This is a genomic window from Yersinia sp. Marseille-Q3913, from assembly GCF_963892745.1.
GTDB classification, from domain to species: Bacteria; Pseudomonadota; Gammaproteobacteria; order Enterobacterales; family Enterobacteriaceae; genus Yersinia; species Yersinia bercovieri.
Map to the genome: position 1 here is coordinate 1 of NZ_CAWQAF010000077.1, position 21,168 is coordinate 21,168.

The following is a 21,168-nucleotide window of genomic DNA, read 5'->3' on the forward strand; positions in this document are numbered from 1 at the left end:
CATGTTGAATGATGCTAATCAAATTCGTCGTCTGGCCGATGTATTTAGTAATAATGATAGTGGGCAGTTACATATTGCCACTACCCATACACAAGCGCGCTATAGCTTGCCGAGGGTGATTAAAGAGTTTCGCTTACTCTATCCTCAGGTGAAGTTAGTGATTAGTCAGGGTAATCCACAAGAAATTACCGCTATGCTGCACTCCGGCGAAGCCGATATTGGCATTGCCACTGAGCTATTGATGAGTGATGAGTCCGTCGCGGTATTTCCCTATTATCGCTGGCACCACGCGATAGTGGTGCCAGAAAATCACCCGCTAACCCAAGAAGCCAATATCACCTTGGAAACTTTGAGCAGCTTGCCATTAATTACCTATCGTCAGGGCATTACAGGCCGTTCACGTCTGGATAATGCCTTTAAAAACGAAGGGTTAACACCAAACATTGTGCTTAGCGCGCAAGATTCTGACGTGATTAAAACCTATGTTGAGCTGGGCATGGGGGTGGGGATACTGGCGGATATGTCCTATGAGGCTGATCGTGATAAGGGGTTGGTACGACTGAATGCAGAGCACTTATTTGATGCTAATACCGTCTGGTTGGGGCTAAAACGAGGCCAGTTACAACGTAACTTTATCTGGTTCTTTATCCAGCTCTGTAACCCAACACTCTCCCTGTATGATATCAAAGAAAAAGTGCTGGCAGGGGCCACAGAGGAGATGGTCATTGATTACCAAATTTAGCTAATAAAAGGCGCTGACTGGCGGTTTTGATACCAAAGGTCAGTCAAGATCATCATTATCCGGGCTAAATTGCACCCGCACTTCCGTCCCACCTTCTTCCCGCTGACGAATGTCGCACTGTCCATGTAAGCTGGTGGCGCGATCCTGCATAATCATCAGGCCGTAATGATTAGGCCGCTCACTGGCTTGACCAATTCCACAGCCATTGTCGATGATGGACATCACGACTTCACCCTCCTCAGCCACCACCTTGACCTCGGCCTTACTGGCATGGGCGTGCTTATAGATATTGTTCAGCGCTTCGCGGGCAATATTGACCATATGAATAGCCTGATGATCAGGCACCGCATCTGAGGCCAGATTAAAATCGAGCGTAATGGGCAGATTGGCCCGTTCGCTGAACTCATTGACCAGTCTCTGGAGGGCGGCATGTAAGGTCGCGGCATTGAGCTTCAGGCGGAATGTGGTCAGCAACTCACGTAACTGGCGATAGGCGATATTAAGTTCATCGCGCATTTGCTGTATCAATAATTTGCTGGGAGCGGGCAAGTCCGGCGTCTGTATCTGCAAGCAACTCACTTGTATCTTCAGGCAAGAGAGGGATTGCGCGATGGAGTCATGCAGTTCGCGCGCAATGGATGAGCGCTCCTCCATCAACAATAGTTGCTGCTGATGTCTGGCCTGGCTCTCCAGCGCTAATGTACTGGTCAGTTGCTCGACCAACATGGTAATCAACTGCTGTTGGTCTGAATTGAGGGGGGTATCCGTGGGTAACTTCGCCAGTAATAACCCATATTGGCCGAGCTTATCACTCAGGCTCCAACTCAGTGATTCCCGTGATGTCACCTGACTGGCACCGCTGAATGCACTGCTGATGGTTAATTGTGTTGGGACAGCTGATCGCGTTGGGCTATTTTGCGGCGGTAAATATTCACCATCCATATTATCCGTGAGGTGAGCACGGTAAAGATGATTGCCGTACAAACAGATCTGCACATTTTCCAACGGCGTTAGTGCTTGCAACTGATCAATCACCGGGACCAGTCGTTCACTCAGTGGTTGATGGGTATGGAGCTGGCGACTGCTGTGGTAAAGAAAGGCTAAAACTTGGTTTTTCTGTTGTAAATCAGTGGTTTTCTGCGCCACTCGCTGCTCCAGATCACTGTAGATCAGCGACAGTTCCTGCGACATTCGATTCAATGCGGTCCCCAGCATACCCATCTCGTCACGTTGATTGGCCAGGGTGTAGCGCTTGCTGAAGTCACCGCGCCCGATTGCATTCGCCATCGAGATTAATTGCAGCCATGGTCGCAATAAGCGGCGGCGCAGATAGTAGATAGTGGCTAACAGCAGGCCCAGCGTCAGAATGATGAAAACCAGTTGAATCAGTGTTACCAGCAGCAGCCGCTGCTCTGTTTTATGGTCAATGGCTAATACCAGCGCATCAAGCTGGTGGACAAAATCAGCCACACTGGCAGCCACCTCGTCAGGGTGTTTGGCTTGCAGCAACTGTGGTTTTAGCGTGTTTTGCCAGTAGTGTTCGATTTGCAGATATTGATTGGTCAAACCTTCCCGTTTTAGGGCTTGCTGCAAATCACGGCTGGTTTTGTCCTGCTCCAGTGCCACCAGATAGGGTAAATCGCGGTCATCCAGCGGCACCATAGAGAGCAGCCGATAACTTTGCATACGCAGTGAACCCGCTTTATTGATGGCGTGGGCATTACCCTGAATGCTTTGCGCCATCCACGACGAAATCGTCATGCCCGCCAGCCCCAGCATACCCAGCAGTATCATCAGTAAAGAGATCTGATTCACCAGTGGGATAAGGTAACGTTTCATAAAGTGGGATCTCTAGTCTAATTAGCCTGCAACCTTAACGGTTTTAAGGGTGAAATGTTAGCGCTAATGAGACTTCATCCCGGCCGCCGTCATCATCATACGGAACAGCATGGAAACCGCCAATAGTGCCAGTACACTACCGCACCAGATAATAAGCATCCAACCGAGGCGCTGCCACCAGGGCGATCTCTTCGGTTCAGCAGGTGATGGTGATTTAATCATTCAATGATAGCCCTGTTCGTGATTGATTTTCCCGCGGAATACGTAGTAGCTCCAGAAGGTATAAACCAGAATAATGGGGATGATAAATAGCGCGCCAACCAGCATAAATCCTAAGCTCTGCGCAGGGGCTGCCGCTTGCCATAAGGTAATGGCGGGTGGAATAAGATAGGGCCAGATGCTGATACCTAAGCCGCTATAGCCCAGAAACACCAGTAAGAGTGTCAGCAGGAAGGGGGCGTAATGACCGCCACGATTGACGGCGCGCAGCAAGGCCCAACTGGCCAGTAACACCAATATGGGCACCGGCAGGAACCAAAACAGATTCGGCAAACTGAACCAGCGCGCGGCAATTTGGGGATGCGCGAGTGGTGTCCAGAGACTAATGACGGCAATAATAAGCAACATCCCCCATGTCAGTGGGGTTGCCAGTTTATGCATCACCTGCTGTAGATGGCCCTCGGTTTTCATAATCAGCCAGGTGCAGCCGAGTAGCGCATAGGCCGTCACCAAGCCGATGCCACAAAACAGGGCAAAGGGGGTCAACCAGTCAAACGGCCCACCACTGTAGCTGCGGCCGGTCACCGGGAAGCCATGAATAAAGGCCCCGACCACCATACCCTGGGTAAAGGTGGCAATCAGCGAGCCGCCAATAAAGGCTTTATCCCAGATATGCTGTTTCTCAGGGCTGGCTTTAAAACGGAATTCAAATGCCACGCCGCGAAAAATCAAGCCCAACAGCATCAGGGTCAGCGGGATAGCCAGTGCATCCAAAATCACCGCATAGGCTAACGGGAAAGCCCCCAATAACGCCGCCCCTCCCAGCACCAACCAGGTTTCGTTACCATCCCAAACCGGTGCGACGCTATTCATCATCAAATCCCGGTCGCGACTGTTTTTGACCAGCGGGAACAGGATGCCTATCCCTAAATCGAAACCATCCATCACCACATACATCATGGTGCTGAATACAATGATGACAAACCAAATCAGTGGAAGATCAATACCCATCATTAGCTCCTATTTGGTTGGTGGTCAGTTGGCAATGGGCTGCTATCCGCATCAAATGGCTCACTGACTGCCGAGAGTGGTCGGGCGGGAGTATTGTGTTGCCCTGGGCCACCGTGATCTTGCTGGCTGCCTTCATGGGCCGTTGGCCCTTTGCGGATCAGCCGCATCATATAGGCGTAGCCCACGCCAAATACCGAACCATAAACTACGATGAATACCAGCAAACTGATGCTCATATGCATCTCGCCGTGAGATGACACCGCATCACTTGTGCGCTGCAAACCATAAACAATCCACGGCTGGCGGCCCACTTCAGTGGTAAACCAGCCAGCCAGAATGGCAATCAGCCCTGACGGCCCCATCCACAGCACGAAATAGAGAAAAGGGCGCGACTGATACAAACTACCACGCCAGCGGAGCCATAAACTCCAAAAACCAGCCAAAATCATCAACATACCTAGCCCGACCATGATGCGGAACGACCAGAACACAATGGTGGAATTTGGGCGGTCTTCTGGCGGGAAAGATTTCAATGCCGGGATCTGTTTCTCCAAACTGTGGGTCAGGATCAGGCTACCTAAATAGGGTATTTCCACTGCGAAATGGGTTTTCTCCTGCTTCATATCGGGCCAACCGAACAGAATCAATGGCGTGGCTTCACCGGGCTTATTCTCCCAGTGGCCCTCAATGGCGGCAATTTTAGCCGGTTGATACTCGAGGGTATTTAAGCCATGGGCATCACCAATTACCGCCTGTAATGGGGCGACAATTAGCGCCATCCACATCGCCATCGACAGCATTTTCCGCATAGCTGGAGTATCCCGCTTGCGCAGTAAATGCCAGGCGGCGGAAGCCCCGACAAAGAAAGCGGAGGCTAAAAACGCGGCGGTTGACATATGCAGTAGCCGATAAGGGAAGGAGGGATTGAAAATCACTTTCAGCCAGTCAACCGGCACCACTTGCCCATTAATGACTTCAAAACCTTGCGGCGTCTGCATCCAGCTATTGGAGGCGAGGATCCAGAAGGTGGACATCAGGGTGCCGAGCGCCACCATACAGGTGGCAAAGAAGTGCAAGCCGGGGCCAACACGGTTCCAGCCAAACAGCATCACACCGAGGAAACCGGCTTCGAGGAAGAAGGCGGTCAGCACTTCATAGGTCAGCAGGGGGCCGGTGATACTGCCGGCAAATTGTGAGAAAAAGCTCCAGTTGGTGCCAAATTGGTAGGCCATGACGAGGCCGGAAACCACCCCCATACCAAAGTTGACGGCGAAGATTTTTGACCAAAAATGGTAAAGATCACGGTAATCCTCATTTTTGGTTTTTAACCATAAACCTTCTAATACCGCCAGAAAGCTGGCTAACCCGATTGTGATGGCGGGGAAGATAATATGGAACGAAATGGTGAAAGCGAATTGGATCCGGGCCAACTCGAGAGCGGTTAAGCCAAACATAATGACCTCGCTGCAAACATGGTGCTGCCTCATCAATCGATAAAATGAATCAAGCCCAGTGTGGCGAGCCACAGGCGATTATTTCAGGGCCTAAACTTGGCAGTTAGTTAACCATAAGTTAAAGTGGCTATAATAGTGACAATTAATTCAATCTTACCTATAACAGTTGGCCTATGACTCGATACGAACAGTTAGCGCAACAAATACGGGCGCAAATAGAATCCAAAGTCTGGCAGGCGGGCGACAAACTGCCGTCGCTGCGGGAGAGTTGTAAGCAATCTGGCTTAAGTTTAATGACCGTGGTGCAGTCATACCAGCTGCTAGAAAGCCAGGGGTGGATCGTCGCCCGCCCGCAATCGGGGTACTATGTTGCCTCACGTCCGACACAACTGCCGCAGCCACAGCGCGGGAAAAAACTGCATCTGGATGAGCAAGTAGACATTAATGCGTTTATTTTTGATGTACTACAAGCAGGTAAAGATCCGGCCATCATGCCCTTTGGTTCGGCATTTCCTGATCCGAACTTATTGCTACAGCCCCGCTTATCCCGTGCGCTGGCCAGTGTCGCCCGCAAGATATCGCCACAAAGTTCGGTGACCAACTTGCCACCGGGCAATGAAAGTTTGCGGCGCAATATTGCCCAGCGCTATGCCGCCAGTGGAATGAACGTTTCACCGGAAGAAATTGTGATTACCGCCGGTGCGATGGAGTCACTGAGCTTGAGCTTGCAAGCGGTGACGCAGCCCGGAGATTGGGTGGTGCTTGAGTCGCCCGCTTTTTATGGTGCATTGCAGGCGATTGAGCGCCTGCGGTTAAAAGCCATTTTCATCACCACGCACCCACAGCATGGCATGGATCTTGATGCCCTAGAGCAGGTCATCAGCCAATATCCCATCAAAGCTTGCTGGTTAATGAGCCATTTTCAGAATCCGCTAGGGTGCTCAATCTCCTGGCCGCAGAAAAAACGGCTGGTGGCGCTGCTGCAACAGCACCATATTTCGCTGATTGAAGATGATGTTTATGGTGAATTGTACTTTGGTGCGGAGCGCCCATTACCGGCCAAAGCGCTCGATCAACATCGGCAGATCCTGCACTGCTCCTCTTTTTCAAAATGTCTGGCACCGGGATTCCGTGTGGGGTGGGTCGCCGCTGGGGAACATGCGCAGCGGATCCAACATTTGCAACTGATGAGCACGGTTTCGGCCAGCGTCCCGACCCAGTTGGCGATTGCGGATTATCTCACTCAAGGCGGTTACGATACTCATCTGCGCCGCTTACGCCGCTTAATGGAGCAGCGATTGAACGCGATGCGGCAGGCGGTGGTTGAGCATTTCCCTAAAAATGTCAAAATCAGCCATCCTGCGGGGGGCTATTTTTTGTGGTTGGAGCTGGAACCCCCTTTTAATGCCAGCGAATTATATCGGCGCGCGCTGGCGCAGGGCGTCAGCATTGCTCCCGGCAGGATGTTCACCACCGGTAATCAGTTTGATCACTGCTTTCGACTCAATGCCTCTTTTGCCTGGTCAGAGCAAAGCCAAAAGGCAATCCAGATCTTGGCGCAATTGATTAACCAACTCACCCATGGTGCCGATAATAGCCGCTTCCGCTAACCCTCACGGTGTTCAAATCGCTGTGCCGCAGCAAATGGCTCCAGAAAATGGGGCCAAAATAGCATTATCCGCTAGTCATATTACGGTAATTTTCCCCCTCTATGATGCATAACATCCCTATTTCTTGCTGCAATACCCTTTATATCCACAGTAGAAATGCACTCAATTGAAGCATTCACTGCTCATTTATAGGGCGGTAGCAATATCGATTGTTATTTTTGTGTTGCCAAACTGTGATCTGACAGAGCAAAAATCAAAATTGATCACAAATGCATATAATTTCTCGCCAAACCCACCTTGTTGGTCAATTTAACCACTAAAATACAGAATGAATGCGGCTAATATGCATAATTATGCAAATTAAATTATTGTTTTAATGGAATTTATACATTTTATTCACATGTCTTATGGTGTGGCACGAAAGCTGCTGTACACTTTATATCAGGTGAATATATTTCATTCTTTATTGTTACCAGAATAAGAGATTTTTGTTGACTGGCATCAGCCAAGCCTAATGATAGATCTCTCAACCCAATATTTACGCTGATTAAAGAGGCCATTATGGAACAGCCAATCCCGGTTACCCGACACTCTTTTGATGAATGGATCGTCCCAACCTATGCGCCAGCAGATTTTATTATCGTGCGGGGAGAGGGGGCGACACTGTGGGATCAGCAGGGCAAATCATATATCGATTTTGCCGGTGGTATTGCCGTCAATGCGTTGGGGCATGGGCATCCAGCGGTCAAGGCGGCACTGATTGAGCAAGCCGACAAAGTGTGGCACCTGGGCAACGGCTATACCAACGAACCGGTGCTGCGTCTGGCGAAGCAGCTGATCGATGCAACTTTTGCCGAGAAAGTTTTCTTCTGCAACTCAGGGGCCGAGGCCAATGAGGCGGCGCTGAAACTGGCGCGCAAATATGCGCTGGATAATTTTGCCAATAAGCCGGGGCAGCAGGGCGAGAAGAATCAGATTGTGGCGTTTAGAAATGCGTTTCACGGCCGCACGCTGTTTACCGTCTCTGCGGGTGGGCAGCCGAAATACTCGCAGGATTTTGCGCCGCTGCCGGGGGGGATTAGTCACGGTATTTTCAATGATCTGGCCTCTGCCCAGGCGCTGATCACGGACCAAACTTGCGCGGTGATTGTCGAGCCTATTCAGGGCGAAGGTGGCGTATTGCCAGCCGATCGCGAGTTTCTGCACGGCTTGCGGGCCTTGTGTGATCGCCATAATGCACTGCTGATTTTTGATGAGGTGCAGACTGGGGTCGGCCGCACCGGCGAACTCTACGCCTATATGCATTACGGCGTGACGCCGGATGTCCTGACCAGTGCCAAGGCCTTAGGTGGCGGCTTCCCGATTGCCGCGATGCTAACCACCACAAAATATGCCAGTGCGCTGAATGTCGGCAGTCATGGCACCACCTATGGCGGTAACCCGCTGGCCTGCGCGGTTGCCGGTACGGTTTTGTCACTGATCAATACCCCGGCGGTGCTGGCGGGGGTGAAAGAGCGGCACCAGTGGTTCCTGGATGGATTGGCTGAAATCAATGCCCGCCACAAAGTTTTTGCTGAAATACGTGGGCGCGGTTTGCTCATTGGCTGTGTGCTTAACAGTGATTATGCCGGTAAATCCAAAGAGATAGTTCAGGCCGCAGCCCTGCATGGACTTATTGCGCTGATTGCCGGCCCTGATGTGGTGCGTTTTGCGCCATCACTGATTATTTCTCAGCAGGATATTAAGGAAGGTTTGGCCCGGCTCGCCTTGGGGATTGAGCAGGTGTGTCGAAAGGCTAAGTCGTAACATTTATGCAGTCAGCAAGGGACCTTGAATATGATGATCATTCGCCCGGTAGAGCGCCGAGATTTAGCCGATATCCTTGAGTTGGCAGGAAAAACTGGCGTTGGCATGACTTCACTGCCACAAAATGAGCCACACCTCGCCGCTCGCATTGAGCGCGCGATAAATACCTGGCAAGGTGCTTTGACTGCGGGCGATCAGGGCTATCTGTTCGTCCTGGAAGATAGTGAGCGAGATAAAGTGGTGGGTGTCAGCGCCATCGAAGTGGCGGTCGGAATGAATGATCCCTGGTACAACTTCCGCGTCGGGACGCTGGTACATGCATCCAAAACGCTCAATGTGTACAAATCGGTCCCGACCCTATTTCTCAGCAATGACCACACCGGGTATAGCGAACTGTGCACGCTGTTTCTCGATCCTGAATATCGCATCAATAAAAACGGCCCCTTCTTATCAAAAGTGCGCTTTCTATTTATTGCGGCCTTTCGCCACTATTTCTCCCGCAAAGTCATTGCCGAGATGCGGGGCTACACGGATGAACAGGGCCGCTCGCCATTTTGGGAGAATGTTGGTCGCCACTTTTTCTCGATTGAATTCGCCAAAGCCGATTACCTCAGTGGTACTGGGCAAAAAGCTTTTATTGCTGAATTAATGCCTAAGCACCCGCTGTATGTGGATTTTCTGGCGGCGGAGGCGCGGGCAGTGATCGGGCAGGTTCATCCCCACACCGCACCCGCACGGGCAGTTCTGGAGACTGAAGGGCTACAATATCAAGGTTACGTGGATATCTTTGATGGCGGCCCAACACTGGAAGCCAACACTGATGAAGTGCGCGCTGTGCGTGACAGCAGTATGCGAAAAGTGGTTATCGATGATATCGATATTGACCCGAGTGGCACCGCCTATTTAGTGGCGAATGACCATTACCAACATTTCCGCTCAATATTGATTCACACTCATCTATCAGACGAATCGCTGCACTTAACCACTAAAAATGCGGCTGCGCTAGGTGTCACGGCGGGTGATTCGGTTCGGATAGTGAGCCTCTTTGCTCCGGAGATAAAAAAATGACCCATCCTGCACTGTTTATTCAGGGTGAATGGCGCACCGGCCAGGGTGCCCATTTTGACAAACACGACCCCATGGACCAGCAACTTTTGTGGCAGGCGCGAGCCGCTGACCCTCAGGATGTCGCGGCGGCTTGTCACGCCGCACGGGGCGCTTTCCCTGCCTGGGCGCGTGCGCCGCTGGAACAACGTGTGGCGGTGGTGCAACGTTTTGCCGCCTTACTCGAGCAGCATAAGCAACAACTGGCGCGCACCATTAGCCTCGAAACCAGTAAGCCGCACTGGGAAACCCTGACGGAAGTGCAGGCGATGATGGGCAAAGTGGCCATTTCGTTGCAAGCCTATCAAACCCGCACTGGCAGCAGTCAAACCCCGATGGCCGATGGTCTCTCGGTGCTACGTCATCGGCCTCATGGTGTCCTGGCGGTGTTTGGCCCTTACAATTTCCCGGGACATCTGCCCAATGGGCATATCGTGCCGGCACTATTGGCCGGTAATACTGTGGTGTTTAAGCCCAGTGAACTGACACCAGTGACGGCAGAAGAGACCATCAAATTATGGCAGTTGGCTGGCATACCTGACGGCGTGCTCAATTTAGTGCAGGGCGGGCGAGAAACTGGCGAAGCGCTGGCGGCACAACCCGATATTGATGGTTTACTGTTCACCGGCAGCGCGAACACCGGTTACCACTTACATCGCCAGTTGGCGGGGCAGCCGGAAAAAATTCTGGCGCTGGAGATGGGGGGGAACAATGCCCTGATCGTCGAGCAGGTCACCGACCGTGATGCGGCGGTAAATCTCGCGATTCAGTCCGCGTTTATCTCCGCCGGACAGCGCTGCACCTGTTCTCGCCGCCTGTTGGTGAAAACGGGTGCGGCAGGCGATGCCTTTTTGCAACGATTTGTCGCCGTCGCCAAAGCCCTGCGCATTGGTCGCTGGGACATGCAACCGGCCCCTTTTATGGGCGCGGTGATTTCATCGCAGGCAGCCGAAAAGATGCTGGCAGCACAACAACATTTGCTGGATTTAGGCGGTAAACCACTACTCACCATGACGCGCCCCGACAGCCAAAGTGCAGTATTGACGCCCGGTATCATTGATATCACCGGTATCGCGGCGGCTCCCGATGAGGAGTATTTCGGCCCGCTGGTCAGTGTGATCCGCTACCACGATTTTACTCAAGCAGTGAAGATTGCTAATCAAACCCGCTTCGGGTTAGCCATTGGTCTGGTCTCTGACGATCGCCAACAATTTGAGCAACTGCTGCTGGAAGCTCGGGCGGGGATTGTTAACTGGAACAAACCGCTGACGGGAGCCTCCAGTGCTGCGCCCTTTGGTGGGGTTGGTGCCTCGGGTAACCATCGGCCAAGTGCATTTTATGCCGCTGATTATTGTGCCTGGCCAATGGCATCACTCGAAAGTGAGAGCCTGACACTGCCCGCGACTTTATCACCGGGGATCTGTTTTGATTTACCCGACAAACATTGATTTCCCCGACAAACACTGATCCGCACAGGGAGAACATGATGGCAGGATATGAAGTTAACTTTGATGGATTGGTTGGGCTGACACATCACTACGCTGGATTGTCTTTTGGCAATGAAGCCTCGACGACCCATCAAAATAGCATCTCTAACCCTCGATTAGCCGCCAAGCAGGGGCTGCTAAAAATGAAGGCGCTGGCTGATTTAGGCTACAAACAGGGCGTTTTGCCGCCACAGGAGCGCCCGGCAATCGGGGTGCTGCGGCAGTTGGGTTTTAGCGGCTCTGATGAGCAAGTGTTGAGTGAAGTGGCCCGCAAATCACCGCGCCTGTTATCAGCGGTCAGCTCCGCCTCTTCGATGTGGACCGCTAATGCCGCGACGGTCTCCCCCTCAGCGGACAGCAGTGATGGCCGAGTCCACTTCACTGTTGCCAATTTGAATAATAAATTTCATCGGGCGATTGAGGTGGATACCACCTCTGCACTGTTAAAAGCGGTGTTCAATAACCATCGCCACTTTGTTCATCACGATGCTTTGCCCGCTGTCGAACTGTTTGGCGATGAGGGGGCGGCTAATCACAATCGGCTGGGCGGCGAGTATAATAGCCCGGCGATCCAGCTGTTTGTCTATGGCCGTAAAGGGCTGGAAACTGGCAGCAGCCCGAGCCGCTATCCTACCCGCCAAACACTCGAAGCCAGTCAGGCTGTCGCGCGCTTGCACCAGTTATCGCCTGAGCGGACTGCCTTTGTGCAGCAAAACCCCGCCGTGATTGACCAAGGGGTCTTTCACAATGATGTCATCGCGGTCAGCAATCAAAATGTGTTGTTCCATCATCAACATGCATTTGTGCCAGATATTCAGGTGATGGATGATATTCGCCGCAAAATGGAGCGTGTTGAACAACAGCTGATCACTATTGAAGTGCCGGCCACTGAGGTATCAGTGGCTGATGCGGTATCGACCTACCTGTTTAACAGCCAGTTACTGAGCAAACCCAACGGCAAAATGCTGCTGGTTATCCCACAGGAGTCACAAGATAGCCCTGCGGTGTGGCGGTATCTGTCCGAGCTGATAAATAGTGGCGGACCCATTGATGAGGTCAGGGTATTCGATCTGCGTGAAAGTATGCGCAATGGCGGTGGTCCTGCCTGCTTACGGTTACGTGTGGCGTTGAATAACACTGAGCTAGCTGCCGTTAATAGCCGAGTGATGATGACCCCAGCACTGTTTGTTGCGCTGAATAATTGGGTTGATCAGCATTATCGTGATCACTTGCAATTTAAGGACTTAGCAGACCCGCAGCTATTGCAAGAGGGGCGGCAAGCTTTGGATGAACTGACGCGGATACTCAATCTTGGCTCGGTATACCCATTCCAACGGGATTAGGCGCAAAGCAGAGGGAAGGATAATGCCAGATTTCTTGTCGGTGACACTCTCGGGCCATTCACCGCAAACCACTCAAGGTGAAACGGCAAACCTCAAATGGCAATGGCTAGGCGAAGGGGTATTGATGTTGACGCCCCATGGGGGTTACACGCAGTCGGTGGTACTCTCTGCCGGGATCCATGGAAATGAAACCGCGCCAATTGAGATCATTAATCAATTAGTCGCCGAGTTATTGATGGGCGAATTGCCACTGACGGCCTGTTTGCTGGTGATATTAGGTAATCCGCCAGCAATCAGAGCCGGTGAGCGCTACCTCATTGCGGATATCAACCGCATGTTTGGCGGGCGTCATCAGAGCTACTCAGCGGGGGAGGAGCCAGCAAGGGCGGCGTTTCTCGAACAGGTGATGGTTGATTTTTTTGATGCGGATAACCAATCAATACGGCTGCATTATGATTTACACACCGCGATCCGAGGTTCCCATCATACCCGCTTTGGTTTATTACCCTACCAGTCCGCGCCGTACTCTGCGGCAATGCTGCGCTGGTTACAAGATATTGAACTGGATGCACTGGTGATGCACACCTCGGCGGGGGGAACCTTTGCCCACTTCAGTAGTGAGCACTGTCTGGCGGCAAGTTGCACGCTGGAACTAGGAAAGGCGCTGCCATTTGGTCAAAATCAACTCGCGCAATTTAGTGCGATTATTGCGGGATTAAGGGCATTAGTCAGTGGTGAGCAACTCTCTAAGCGCTCGACAGAGGCGATGATATTCTATCGGGTGGTTAAATCACTGCTTAAACAGCACCCAGACTTTAAACTTTTGGTGGCGGATGACACGCTGAACTTTACCCGTTTCAAGCACGGCACACTGCTGACAGAACAACCCAATGAACATTATCATGTTCAGCATGAGGCGGAATGGATCTTATTTCCCAATCCACGGGTCGCGATGGGGTTACGTGCCGGGATCATGTTGGTGCAAATGGATGAATGTGAGTTACCGACACTATAAGTAAGGGGCGATTACCAATACCGGGCTGGATAGTGACACGGGGTAATATCACGAGCGGAACTATTACTTAAGCTAAATTAAAAGCAATATATTTTTATTAGCATACAAAAAAATGGGCCAGGGAAGACAATGGCTCATTTTTTATTCATTAAATTAAAAAAGGTCTTCTTCCATTCTAGTCCACTCTTTCACTATTAATAAAAAATGGCTAAGTCATAACGAATCAAAGAGACACTTTTTATATATTTATTAATTCAACTTATGCTTGCTGCACCAAATGTGACATTTAATGGCTCATTTTTTGTGTTTTATATATCCATTAAATAGCAGTGGATATATAAAAAAGTGCAATGGAACTGTGATATTCGCTGCATTTTACAAATCTTATTGTTAAATAGAACAAAAAAGAAACAAATGGAAATGACTTTGCACTGAATTGGTGCTAATGCACTATTTTGATTATATGTAATTACTTAAAATTTATTATAATCAACAAGTTATAAAAAGTTCCTTAAAACACATTTTGTTACAATTGATTACCTGTTTAAACGTATATATCTTCAAATTTACCGTTTTAACTTTTCGTGCTTAGTGATAATGTCTATTCGCTTTACAAGACAGGTAACTATAAAAAATTAAAAATTAACTTTTATGAGGCTAAAGCCAATTTAGCCCGGCGGGTTAATTTTATTAAAATTTAAAGGAAAAAATAATGATGAAGCGCAGTGTGCTGGCCTTAGCGGTCACCTTGAGTATGGTTCCTACTCTGTCAAACGCAGCAGAGATTTATAATAAAGATGGCAATAAACTGGATCTTTATGGTCGCGTAGCCGCTAAATACCTTTTTACAAATCATAATAACTCAGATGCGACTTATGTTCGTTTTGGCTTTAAAGGCGAAACACAAATTAATAGCCAACTGACCGGTTTCGGCCAGTGGGAATATAACGTTGCAGCAAGCAATGCCGAATCTCAGGGCGATAAAGGCAATAAAACTCGTCTGGGCTTTGCTGGTTTGAAATTTGCTGAATTTGGCTCTTTTGATTACGGCCGTAACTACGGCGTAGTTTATGACGCACTGGCTTACACCGACATGCTGCCAGAATTTGGTGGCGACTCAATTGCTTACACCGATAACTACATGACTGGCCGTTCTACCGGTCTGGCAACTTACCGTAATTCTGACTTCTTCGGTCTGGTTAAAGGTCTGAATGTTGCAGCGCAGTATCAAGGCCGCAATGACGATGGCGATACCACTAAGAACGAGCGCGCAATTCAGAAAGCTAACGGCGACGGTTTTGGCTTATCTGTTGATTATCAAGATATTGAAGGCAGCGGTGTTGGCTTCGTAGCAGCATACTCCTCTTCCAACCGTACTCTGGGTCAGAAAAATCTGGCTAACAGCGCTACCGGTGACAAAGCTCAAGCTTGGGCAACTGCGCTGAAATACGATGCAAACCAGGTTTACATCGCAGCAATGTACGGCGAAACGCTGAATATGACCCCATATAAGGCATTGATTGCAAACAAAACTCAGAACGTAGAGTTGGTTGCTCAGTACCAGTTCGAAAATGGTATTCGCCCATCAATCGCTTATGTTCAGTCAAAAGGCAAAGATCTGTCAGTTGTCGGTGATGCTGATTTGCTGAAATATGCTGAAATCGGTGTGACTTACTACATCAACAAAAACATGTTCACCTATGTTGACTACCAGATTAACTTGCTGGATGAAAACAACCCACTGGGTCTGGGTACTGATGATACTGTTGCAGTTAACTTGACTTACCGTTTCTAAGTTAATTTAAGCAGTTGTTATTACCCTTTTCTGTGTCGGAAATTGGTGAATTAAAAAGGCGGGATAACCCCGCCTTGAGGTTATTGACAAAGTACCGGTTGCGGAGGAAATAGGTAGATCGTAAAGACGCCGTCTGTCCTTTGAAAAAAAAAGCTTCCCTGGAGGCTCGAGCCGCGCCATCCCTGGCGCGGACGCTTTACTCTTCTACCCATCCCTCCGTTCCAGATCGCGCCATCGGGGTTTGTCAGCAGTCTGAAGGCGGGATAACCCCCGCCTTTTTTGCTTTTCAATAATCACTATCAATTCAATCATTCCAATAAGTGATGGTAAATCACTTACGATAATTCAGCGCTGATAATAGTCCTCACCCCATAACAACATTCTATTAATCAGCTGTTGGAGTAATTGTTGTAAATGAGTCGCCCGCTCTGGCAGGTAGGGATAAGGCTCGGTTTCAGACATATAGTTGAGCTGCGATAACTCCAGCTGCACCGCGTGTTGATGATGCTGAGGTGATCCATAAGCTCGAGTGATATACCCCCCCTTAAAACGACCATTTAATATATGGCTGAATAAGGAGTGATGTTGGCAACATTCAAGCAACTGCTCACTTAATGAAGGCGCACAGCTGGCCCCACTGTTAGTACCAAAGTTCAAATCTGGCAGTTGCCCCGCAAACAATCTCGGGATAACCGAGGCAATCGAGTGAGCATCTAACAGCATCACATAGCCAAACTGGTTTTTAAGGCGCTCCAGCTCTGATTGAAGTTGCTGATGATAGGGTCGCCAAATGTGTTGCAGGTAAGATTGACGCTCTTGCGGTGACGGCGTTTTACCTGGCATAAAGCAAGGGCGGCCATCGAAAAGTGTTTCAGGGAACAAGCCAGTCGTCGCGGTGGTATATAGCGGTTGATCATCCTCTGGCCGATTGAGATCAACCACCAAGCGAGAGTAATTACCAATCACTATGCTGGCCCCCATTTCATGGGCAAAATCATAGAGACGAGGAATATGCCAGTCGGTATCGGATAAAGGACGAGCCACGTCTGACAGACCCGCTGCAACGGCAGGTGTCAGCCGTGTTCCTGCATGAGGAATACTGATTAATAACGGCAGTTTACCTGCGCAGAAACTCAAAGGAACGGTGATATTCATGGGCGCGCCTCTCCCTGGAAAACGACAGTCGCAGGTAATTGACCACCCAGCCAATAAGCCAATTCGGCAGGGTGAGATAATGACCAATGAACCCAGTTTGCTAATTTACCTGTTTCCAGCGTGCCCTGAGTCTCTTGCAGGCCAAGAGCCTGAGCCGCATGATAAGTCACACCTGCCAGCGCTTCTTCTGGGGTCATGCGGAATAATGTGCACGCCATATTTAGCATCAAACGCAAGGAGAGCACAGGGGACGTTCCTGGATTAGCATCGCTGGCTAAGGCCATTGGTACACTATATTGGCGGAACAATTCGATTGGGGGGCACTGTGTTTCCCGCAACAGATAATAGGCCCCCGGCAGTAACACAGCGACACTCCCCGCTTTAGCCATTGCCTGAACATCTGACTCGGTTGCATATTCGAGATGATCGGCGGAGAGCGCATGATACCTGGCGGCCAGTGTGCTGCCATTCAGTGCAGAAAGCTGTTCAGCATGTAGCTTGACGGGTAAACCTGCTTGCTGTGCGGCAAAAAATACACGTTCAACTTGTGTGGGTGAAAATGCCAAATGCTCACAAAAAGCGTCAACGGCATCGGCAAGCCCCTCTGCGGCAACTTGCGGAATAATGGTATGGCAAACGAAATCAATATAGTCATCAGCCCGGCCTGCAAACTCTGGCGGTAAAGCATGGGCTGCCAGACAAGTTGTTTTAACCGTGACAGGCAGTAATTCACCCAACTGACGAGCCACCCGCAGCATTTTCATTTCACTTTCAAGGTCAAGGCCGTAACCCGACTTAATCTCAATGCAGGTCACGCCCTCCGCAAGCAGCGGTTTTAGGCGAAATAGAGCTTGTTCCAGCAGTTGTTGTTCGCTGGTATTTCGCGTGGCTTTGACTGTGGAGATAATGCCGCCGCCTTTGGCCGCAATTTCAGCATAGCTAACGCCATTAAGGCGTTGCTCAAATTCAGCGCTGCGATCACCACCAAAAACCAGATGAGTATGGCAATCAATCAATCCGGGGGTAATCAGGCCACCTTGATAGGCGACTTCACGTGAGGCATTAAATGCGGGCAATTCGCTATATGACCCAATCCAGACTATTTTACCGTCAGTCACCGCCATCGCACCTTGCGGTATCAGGTGATACTTCCCACCACACATGGTCACGATATCGGCGCCGTACCACAGGCTGTCGCAGTGAATTTCTGACACAATCTCACTCCCTAAAAAAACAGACGAAATTAAGTTGTATATACAATCATGGACAACCTAGCGTATAAATTCACTATCAGCAAGATAGGGATTTCAACAATTGCGTAACACTTCGCAGTTCTCGTAGAGAAATAAAATTGTTCAGGACGACACTGTGCCTTGTGGGGTAAAACGACCATAGAGCTGATAGCGGGAACCTGGGTAGAGCAGTTGAGCGGCGGTCACGATGGCTTTCTCATACCAGGTTCGACGGCGAATCAACAGGCAGGGTTCATGTTCGTCCAGTTGCAGCAGTTGTCGCTCGATAGGGCTTGGGATCACCGCTTCAACAATATGTTCACCTTCGGTGAGTGGGGCCACTTGGGTGAGATAGCTGTAAGGGGTTATCAGATTGAAATCCTGCTTCATGTAATCGGGAGCTGTATTTGGATTGACGCAACGGTTTTCGACCTGAATGGGAACGTCATTCTCATAATGAACAATTTGCGAGTAGAACAGTGGCTGTCCGGGCTGAATGCCTAAAGTCATTGCTTCTTCAGGGGTTGCCGAGCGCACCTCTAGTTGCAAAATTTTGCTGCTGTGTCGGTGGCCTCTGGCTGTGATTTCATCAGCAATATTATGAACTTCCAGCAAAGCACTGTGCGCCTTTGCTTCAGCAACAAAGGTTCCTACGCCTTGCATACGGATGAGGAAACCTTCGCTGGTCAGTTCACGTAGTGCGCGGTTAATGGTCATCCGGCTGACCCCTAACTCGGTAACGAGCTCACTTTCGGAGGGAATTCGCTGGTGGGGCTGCCAGATACCGGTTCTGATTTGACGAATGATAGCCAGCTTCACCCGCTGGTAAATTGGCGCAGGAGTATCGTCCATTGCGGCACTTAATTGTAAGACTGCTGGCTGTTCCGCCACGGCATTAACCTCGTCAAATAGTAAAATCATAAATTAAGTCTAAGCTTGAATTTAGCGTATGTATATGTATATACAAGTAAATGAATTAATTAATTGACGCCGCAGCTACTAGCGCGTTTGACTCTGAACCAAATATTGGGATATCGCTATGCCAGCTTATTTTACCAAACGTGCTTTTTTATCTGATGGATGGGCAACGGACGTGCAGATCACTGTCGATGAACAGGGGGTCATTCAGCGTATTTGTCCTGGGAGCAGTGATGCAGGTTGTCAGATTTTAGCTGGGCCAATCGTACCCGGTATGCCAAATCTTCACTCACACGCTTTTCAGCGCATGATGTCAGGGCTGGCAGAAATTGCGGGTGATCCGCAGGACAGTTTCTGGACTTGGCGGGATCTGATGTATCGGCTGGTACAGCAATTGACACCGGAACATATCGGTGTGATCGCGCGCCAGTTGTATATCGAAATGCTGAAAGGTGGCTATACCCAGGTTGCGGAGTTTCATTATTTACATCACGACACTGAGGGTCATCCATACAGCGATCCGGGTGAAATGACGTCACAGCTGAGTCAGGCAGCACAAGAGGCTGGGATCGGGATGACCCTGCTGCCAGTATTGTACAGCTATGCGGGTTTTGGTGCCCAACCGGCTCAACCGGGGCAACGTCGTTTTATTCAGAACACCGAGAGTTATCTCAAACAGCAGCAAATTATCAGTAAACAGCTTGCCAACCAGCCGTTGCAAAACCAGGGTTTATGTTTCCACTCGCTACGTGCCGTGGAGTTAAGCCAAATGCAGGAGGTACTTCATGCCTCAGATAAGCAATTACCGATACATGTTCATATTGCAGAGCAGCAAAAAGAGGTTAAGGACTGCATGGAGTGGAGTGGGCAGCGACCTGTTGCATGGCTGTATGACCATTTGCCCGTCGATAGTCGCTGGTGCCTGATTCATGCCACCCATCTGGATGAGTCAGAGCTTGTACGCCTGGCTAAAAGTCAGGCAGTTGCAGGATTATGCCCAACCACAGAAGCGAATTTGGGGGATGGTATTTTCCCTGGTGTTGACTATCTACAGCATCAGGGGCGCTGGGGGATAGGGTCTGATAGTCACGTTTCACTGGATGTGGTGGAGGAGTTACGGTGGTTGGAATATGGTCAGCGTTTGCGTGATCAACGGCGTAATCGCCTGACCAGTGAGCAGCATCCTGCTGTAGCTGACTTGCTTTATACGCAAGCGCTAGCGGGCGGGCGGCAGGCTTGTGCCAGCAAAATTAGTCAGTTGGCTGAAGGCTACCGTGCGGACTGGCTAGTTTTGGATGGTGATGATCCCTATATTGCCGGTACAGAATCTGCTTCTTTACTAAACCGTTGGTTATTTGCGGGGGGCAAATCGCAAATTCGAGATGTTTATGTGGCAGGTAAAGCGGTAATAGTGGATAGATATCATCCACTGCAACAGCAAACTGCACAGGCTTTTCTAGCTGTACTGAAAGCCTGTCAACAGGAGGTCTGATGAGCTTTACCGTTTTTGACTTTGCCAGTTTACCGGTTAGTCGTTGGCGAAATGGGGGGGGCGAAACCCGTGAAATTGCATGCTGGCCAGTCGGGGGAGATGATTTTGCCTGGCGTGCCAGTATCGCGACGATTGAACAAGATGGCCCATTTTCCCTATTTCCGAATATTGACCGGTCAATTACATTGCTCTCAGGAGAGGGCGTTGTACTCTCCAGCCCAGACTGGGAAGCACATACACTATCACTGCCATTGCAACCTTTCGCCTTTCCCGGCGATGTTCCTATTCACGCGCATCTATTAGGTGGGAGTAGCCAAGATTTTAATATTATGACCCGGCGAGGCTGTTGGCAATCCTCAGTAACTGCGGTGAGTTCGGCACGAGAATTACCCGCATCTCATGCAGGGCTTCTCTATGTGGTGAAAGGGAAATGGCTCATCAATCACACAGCAACCCACGAACTGACGGTTTCGCAGGGCTGTTGGTGGCTGCCTGCAATCAAAGGGGGGCAACTACAACCGCTCGTGGCGGATAGTTGCTTGTTGTGGGTGGATCTGTTTTCAGAGCGATAATCAATCTATCACTTCCGTCCTTTTTGTCGCAGGCCATCAATATCACGCATTGATTTATAATATTAATATAACTCAGATTTTCGTGATTAATGCCCACAGACAGACCGTGGGCCCCACTCGTTGACTGCTGAACATACTGCGTTCTCCTAAACTCTGCTTAGGCGGCTTTGTGGCTGCTAAATAACACATTTAGTCGTCACCCCTCGCTCAAATTACCTGCATTTGCTAGATCCCTGCCATGGTTTTTTGATCTGCTCGATACAAAATGCACATAGGTTATCTTAATGAAACAACGATAAATTTTACACTGTGAGTTGGGTGTTCATTAGTTCTAGGTTGGAAGATAGGTGCCTATTGATTACAATATATGTTAT

Annotated in this window: 17 protein-coding genes; 10 read left to right on the forward strand and 7 right to left on the reverse strand. The window is 50.0% G+C overall.

Annotated elements, in window-relative coordinates:
- Positions 1-742, forward strand: a 742-nt coding sequence (locus AACW11_RS18190) for a LysR substrate-binding domain-containing protein (protein ID WP_212585056.1), incomplete at its 5' end; no start/stop codon positions are given.
- Positions 743-781: 39 nt separating this feature from the next.
- Here AACW11_RS18190 and narX read toward each other — a convergent pair.
- The 4 genes from narX to AACW11_RS18210 all read right to left on the reverse strand — a co-directional run bounded on the left by narX (position 782) and on the right by AACW11_RS18210 (position 5,265).
- Complete coding sequence (narX, locus tag AACW11_RS18195) at positions 782-2,581, reverse strand: nitrate/nitrite two-component system sensor histidine kinase NarX (protein WP_212585057.1); 1,800 nt, start codon at positions 2,579-2,581, stop codon at positions 782-784.
- A gap of 63 nt (positions 2,582-2,644) precedes the next feature.
- The gene (locus tag AACW11_RS18200) at positions 2,645-2,803 is read right to left on the reverse strand and encodes a DUF2474 domain-containing protein (protein WP_212585058.1); all 159 of its coding nucleotides are present in this window, start codon (positions 2,801-2,803) and stop codon (positions 2,645-2,647) included.
- Positions 2,804-3,811 (reverse strand): cytochrome d ubiquinol oxidase subunit II, encoded by a 1,008-nt coding sequence (gene cydB / locus AACW11_RS18205; RefSeq protein WP_212585059.1) that lies wholly within the window; start codon positions 3,809-3,811, stop codon positions 2,804-2,806.
- A gap of 2 nt (positions 3,812-3,813) precedes the next feature.
- The gene (locus AACW11_RS18210) at positions 3,814-5,265 is read right to left on the reverse strand and encodes a cytochrome ubiquinol oxidase subunit I (RefSeq protein WP_212585060.1); all 1,452 of its coding nucleotides are present in this window, start codon (positions 5,263-5,265) and stop codon (positions 3,814-3,816) included.
- Between the two features lie 173 nt (positions 5,266-5,438).
- Here AACW11_RS18210 and AACW11_RS18215 point away from each other — a divergent pair, with 173 nt between their 5' ends.
- The 7 genes from AACW11_RS18215 (at position 5,439) to AACW11_RS18245 (ending at position 15,425) form a co-directional block, all read left to right on the forward strand.
- A complete protein-coding gene (locus AACW11_RS18215) occupies positions 5,439-6,875 on the forward strand; it encodes an aminotransferase-like domain-containing protein (protein ID WP_212585061.1) in 1,437 nt (478 codons plus the stop codon).
- Positions 6,876-7,436: 561 nt separating this feature from the next.
- Entirely contained in the window at positions 7,437-8,681 is a 1,245-nt protein-coding gene (locus AACW11_RS18220) for an aspartate aminotransferase family protein (RefSeq protein ID WP_212585062.1), read from the forward strand.
- Positions 8,682-8,711: 30 nt separating this feature from the next.
- A complete protein-coding gene (astA, locus tag AACW11_RS18225) occupies positions 8,712-9,749 on the forward strand; it encodes an arginine N-succinyltransferase (protein WP_212585063.1) in 1,038 nt (345 codons plus the stop codon).
- The gene (gene astD / locus AACW11_RS18230) at positions 9,746-11,233 is read left to right on the forward strand and encodes a succinylglutamate-semialdehyde dehydrogenase (RefSeq protein ID WP_212585064.1); all 1,488 of its coding nucleotides are present in this window, start codon (positions 9,746-9,748) and stop codon (positions 11,231-11,233) included. The genes astA and astD overlap by 4 nt, the downstream gene beginning before the upstream one ends.
- Positions 11,234-11,271: 38 nt before the next feature.
- Positions 11,272-12,615: an N-succinylarginine dihydrolase gene (gene astB, locus AACW11_RS18235; RefSeq protein WP_212585189.1), complete on the forward strand. Its 1,344-nt coding sequence runs from the start codon at positions 11,272-11,274 to the stop codon at positions 12,613-12,615.
- 22 nt (positions 12,616-12,637) lie between these two features.
- Positions 12,638-13,630: a succinylglutamate desuccinylase gene (gene astE, locus AACW11_RS18240; RefSeq protein WP_212585065.1), complete on the forward strand. Its 993-nt coding sequence runs from the start codon at positions 12,638-12,640 to the stop codon at positions 13,628-13,630.
- A gap of 712 nt (positions 13,631-14,342) precedes the next feature.
- A complete protein-coding gene (locus AACW11_RS18245; RefSeq protein WP_283048999.1) occupies positions 14,343-15,425 on the forward strand; it encodes a porin in 1,083 nt (360 codons plus the stop codon).
- 345 nt (positions 15,426-15,770) lie between these two features.
- Here AACW11_RS18245 and hutG read toward each other — a convergent pair whose 3' ends face one another.
- The 3 genes from hutG to hutC form a co-directional block, all read right to left on the reverse strand.
- Positions 15,771-16,580, reverse strand: coding sequence for an N-formylglutamate deformylase (gene hutG, locus AACW11_RS18250; RefSeq protein ID WP_212585066.1), 810 nt, complete (start codon positions 16,578-16,580; stop codon positions 15,771-15,773).
- On the reverse strand, positions 16,577-17,797 hold the full coding sequence (gene hutI, locus AACW11_RS18255; RefSeq protein WP_212585191.1) for an imidazolonepropionase: 1,221 nt from the start codon (positions 17,795-17,797) through the stop codon (positions 16,577-16,579). The genes hutG and hutI overlap by 4 nt, the downstream gene beginning before the upstream one ends.
- Before the next feature lie 138 nt (positions 17,798-17,935).
- A complete protein-coding gene (gene hutC, locus AACW11_RS18260; protein WP_212585192.1) occupies positions 17,936-18,703 on the reverse strand; it encodes a histidine utilization repressor in 768 nt (255 codons plus the stop codon).
- Between the two features lie 148 nt (positions 18,704-18,851).
- On the opposite strand from hutC, the gene AACW11_RS18265 reads away from it, so the two are divergent.
- Positions 18,852-20,222, forward strand: a complete 1,371-nt coding sequence (locus tag AACW11_RS18265; RefSeq protein ID WP_212585067.1) for a formimidoylglutamate deiminase — start codon at positions 18,852-18,854, stop codon at positions 20,220-20,222.
- Positions 20,222-20,794 carry a HutD/Ves family protein gene (locus tag AACW11_RS18270; protein ID WP_212585068.1) on the forward strand — a complete coding sequence of 191 codons (573 nt, stop codon included), beginning with the start codon at positions 20,222-20,224 and terminating at the stop codon, positions 20,792-20,794. Before AACW11_RS18265 ends, AACW11_RS18270 begins: the two co-directional genes overlap by 1 nt.
- The last annotated feature ends 374 nt before the right edge of the window (positions 20,795-21,168 follow it).

What these genes read in the sequence shown, in the direction of transcription:
- narX (WP_212585057.1), bottom strand. Translation starts at nt 2,581, where the DNA reads ATGAAACGTTACCTTATCCCACTGGTGAATCAGATCTCTTTACTGATG.
- AACW11_RS18200 (WP_212585058.1), bottom strand. Translation starts at nt 2,803, where the DNA reads ATGATTAAATCACCATCACCTGCTGAACCGAAGAGATCGCCCTGGTGG.
- cydB (WP_212585059.1), bottom strand. Translation starts at nt 3,811, where the DNA reads ATGGGTATTGATCTTCCACTGATTTGGTTTGTCATCATTGTATTCAGC.
- AACW11_RS18210 (WP_212585060.1), bottom strand. Translation starts at nt 5,265, where the DNA reads ATGTTTGGCTTAACCGCTCTCGAGTTGGCCCGGATCCAATTCGCTTTC.
- AACW11_RS18215 (WP_212585061.1), top strand. Translation starts at nt 5,439, where the DNA reads ATGACTCGATACGAACAGTTAGCGCAACAAATACGGGCGCAAATAGAA.
- AACW11_RS18220 (WP_212585062.1), top strand. Translation starts at nt 7,437, where the DNA reads ATGGAACAGCCAATCCCGGTTACCCGACACTCTTTTGATGAATGGATC.
- astA (WP_212585063.1), top strand. Translation starts at nt 8,712, where the DNA reads ATGATGATCATTCGCCCGGTAGAGCGCCGAGATTTAGCCGATATCCTT.
- astD (WP_212585064.1), top strand. Translation starts at nt 9,746, where the DNA reads ATGACCCATCCTGCACTGTTTATTCAGGGTGAATGGCGCACCGGCCAG.
- astB (WP_212585189.1), top strand. Translation starts at nt 11,272, where the DNA reads ATGGCAGGATATGAAGTTAACTTTGATGGATTGGTTGGGCTGACACAT.
- astE (WP_212585065.1), top strand. Translation starts at nt 12,638, where the DNA reads ATGCCAGATTTCTTGTCGGTGACACTCTCGGGCCATTCACCGCAAACC.
- AACW11_RS18245 (WP_283048999.1), top strand. Translation starts at nt 14,343, where the DNA reads ATGATGAAGCGCAGTGTGCTGGCCTTAGCGGTCACCTTGAGTATGGTT.
- hutG (WP_212585066.1), bottom strand. Translation starts at nt 16,580, where the DNA reads ATGAATATCACCGTTCCTTTGAGTTTCTGCGCAGGTAAACTGCCGTTA.
- AACW11_RS18265 (WP_212585067.1), top strand. Translation starts at nt 18,852, where the DNA reads ATGCCAGCTTATTTTACCAAACGTGCTTTTTTATCTGATGGATGGGCA.
- AACW11_RS18270 (WP_212585068.1), top strand. Translation starts at nt 20,222, where the DNA reads ATGAGCTTTACCGTTTTTGACTTTGCCAGTTTACCGGTTAGTCGTTGG.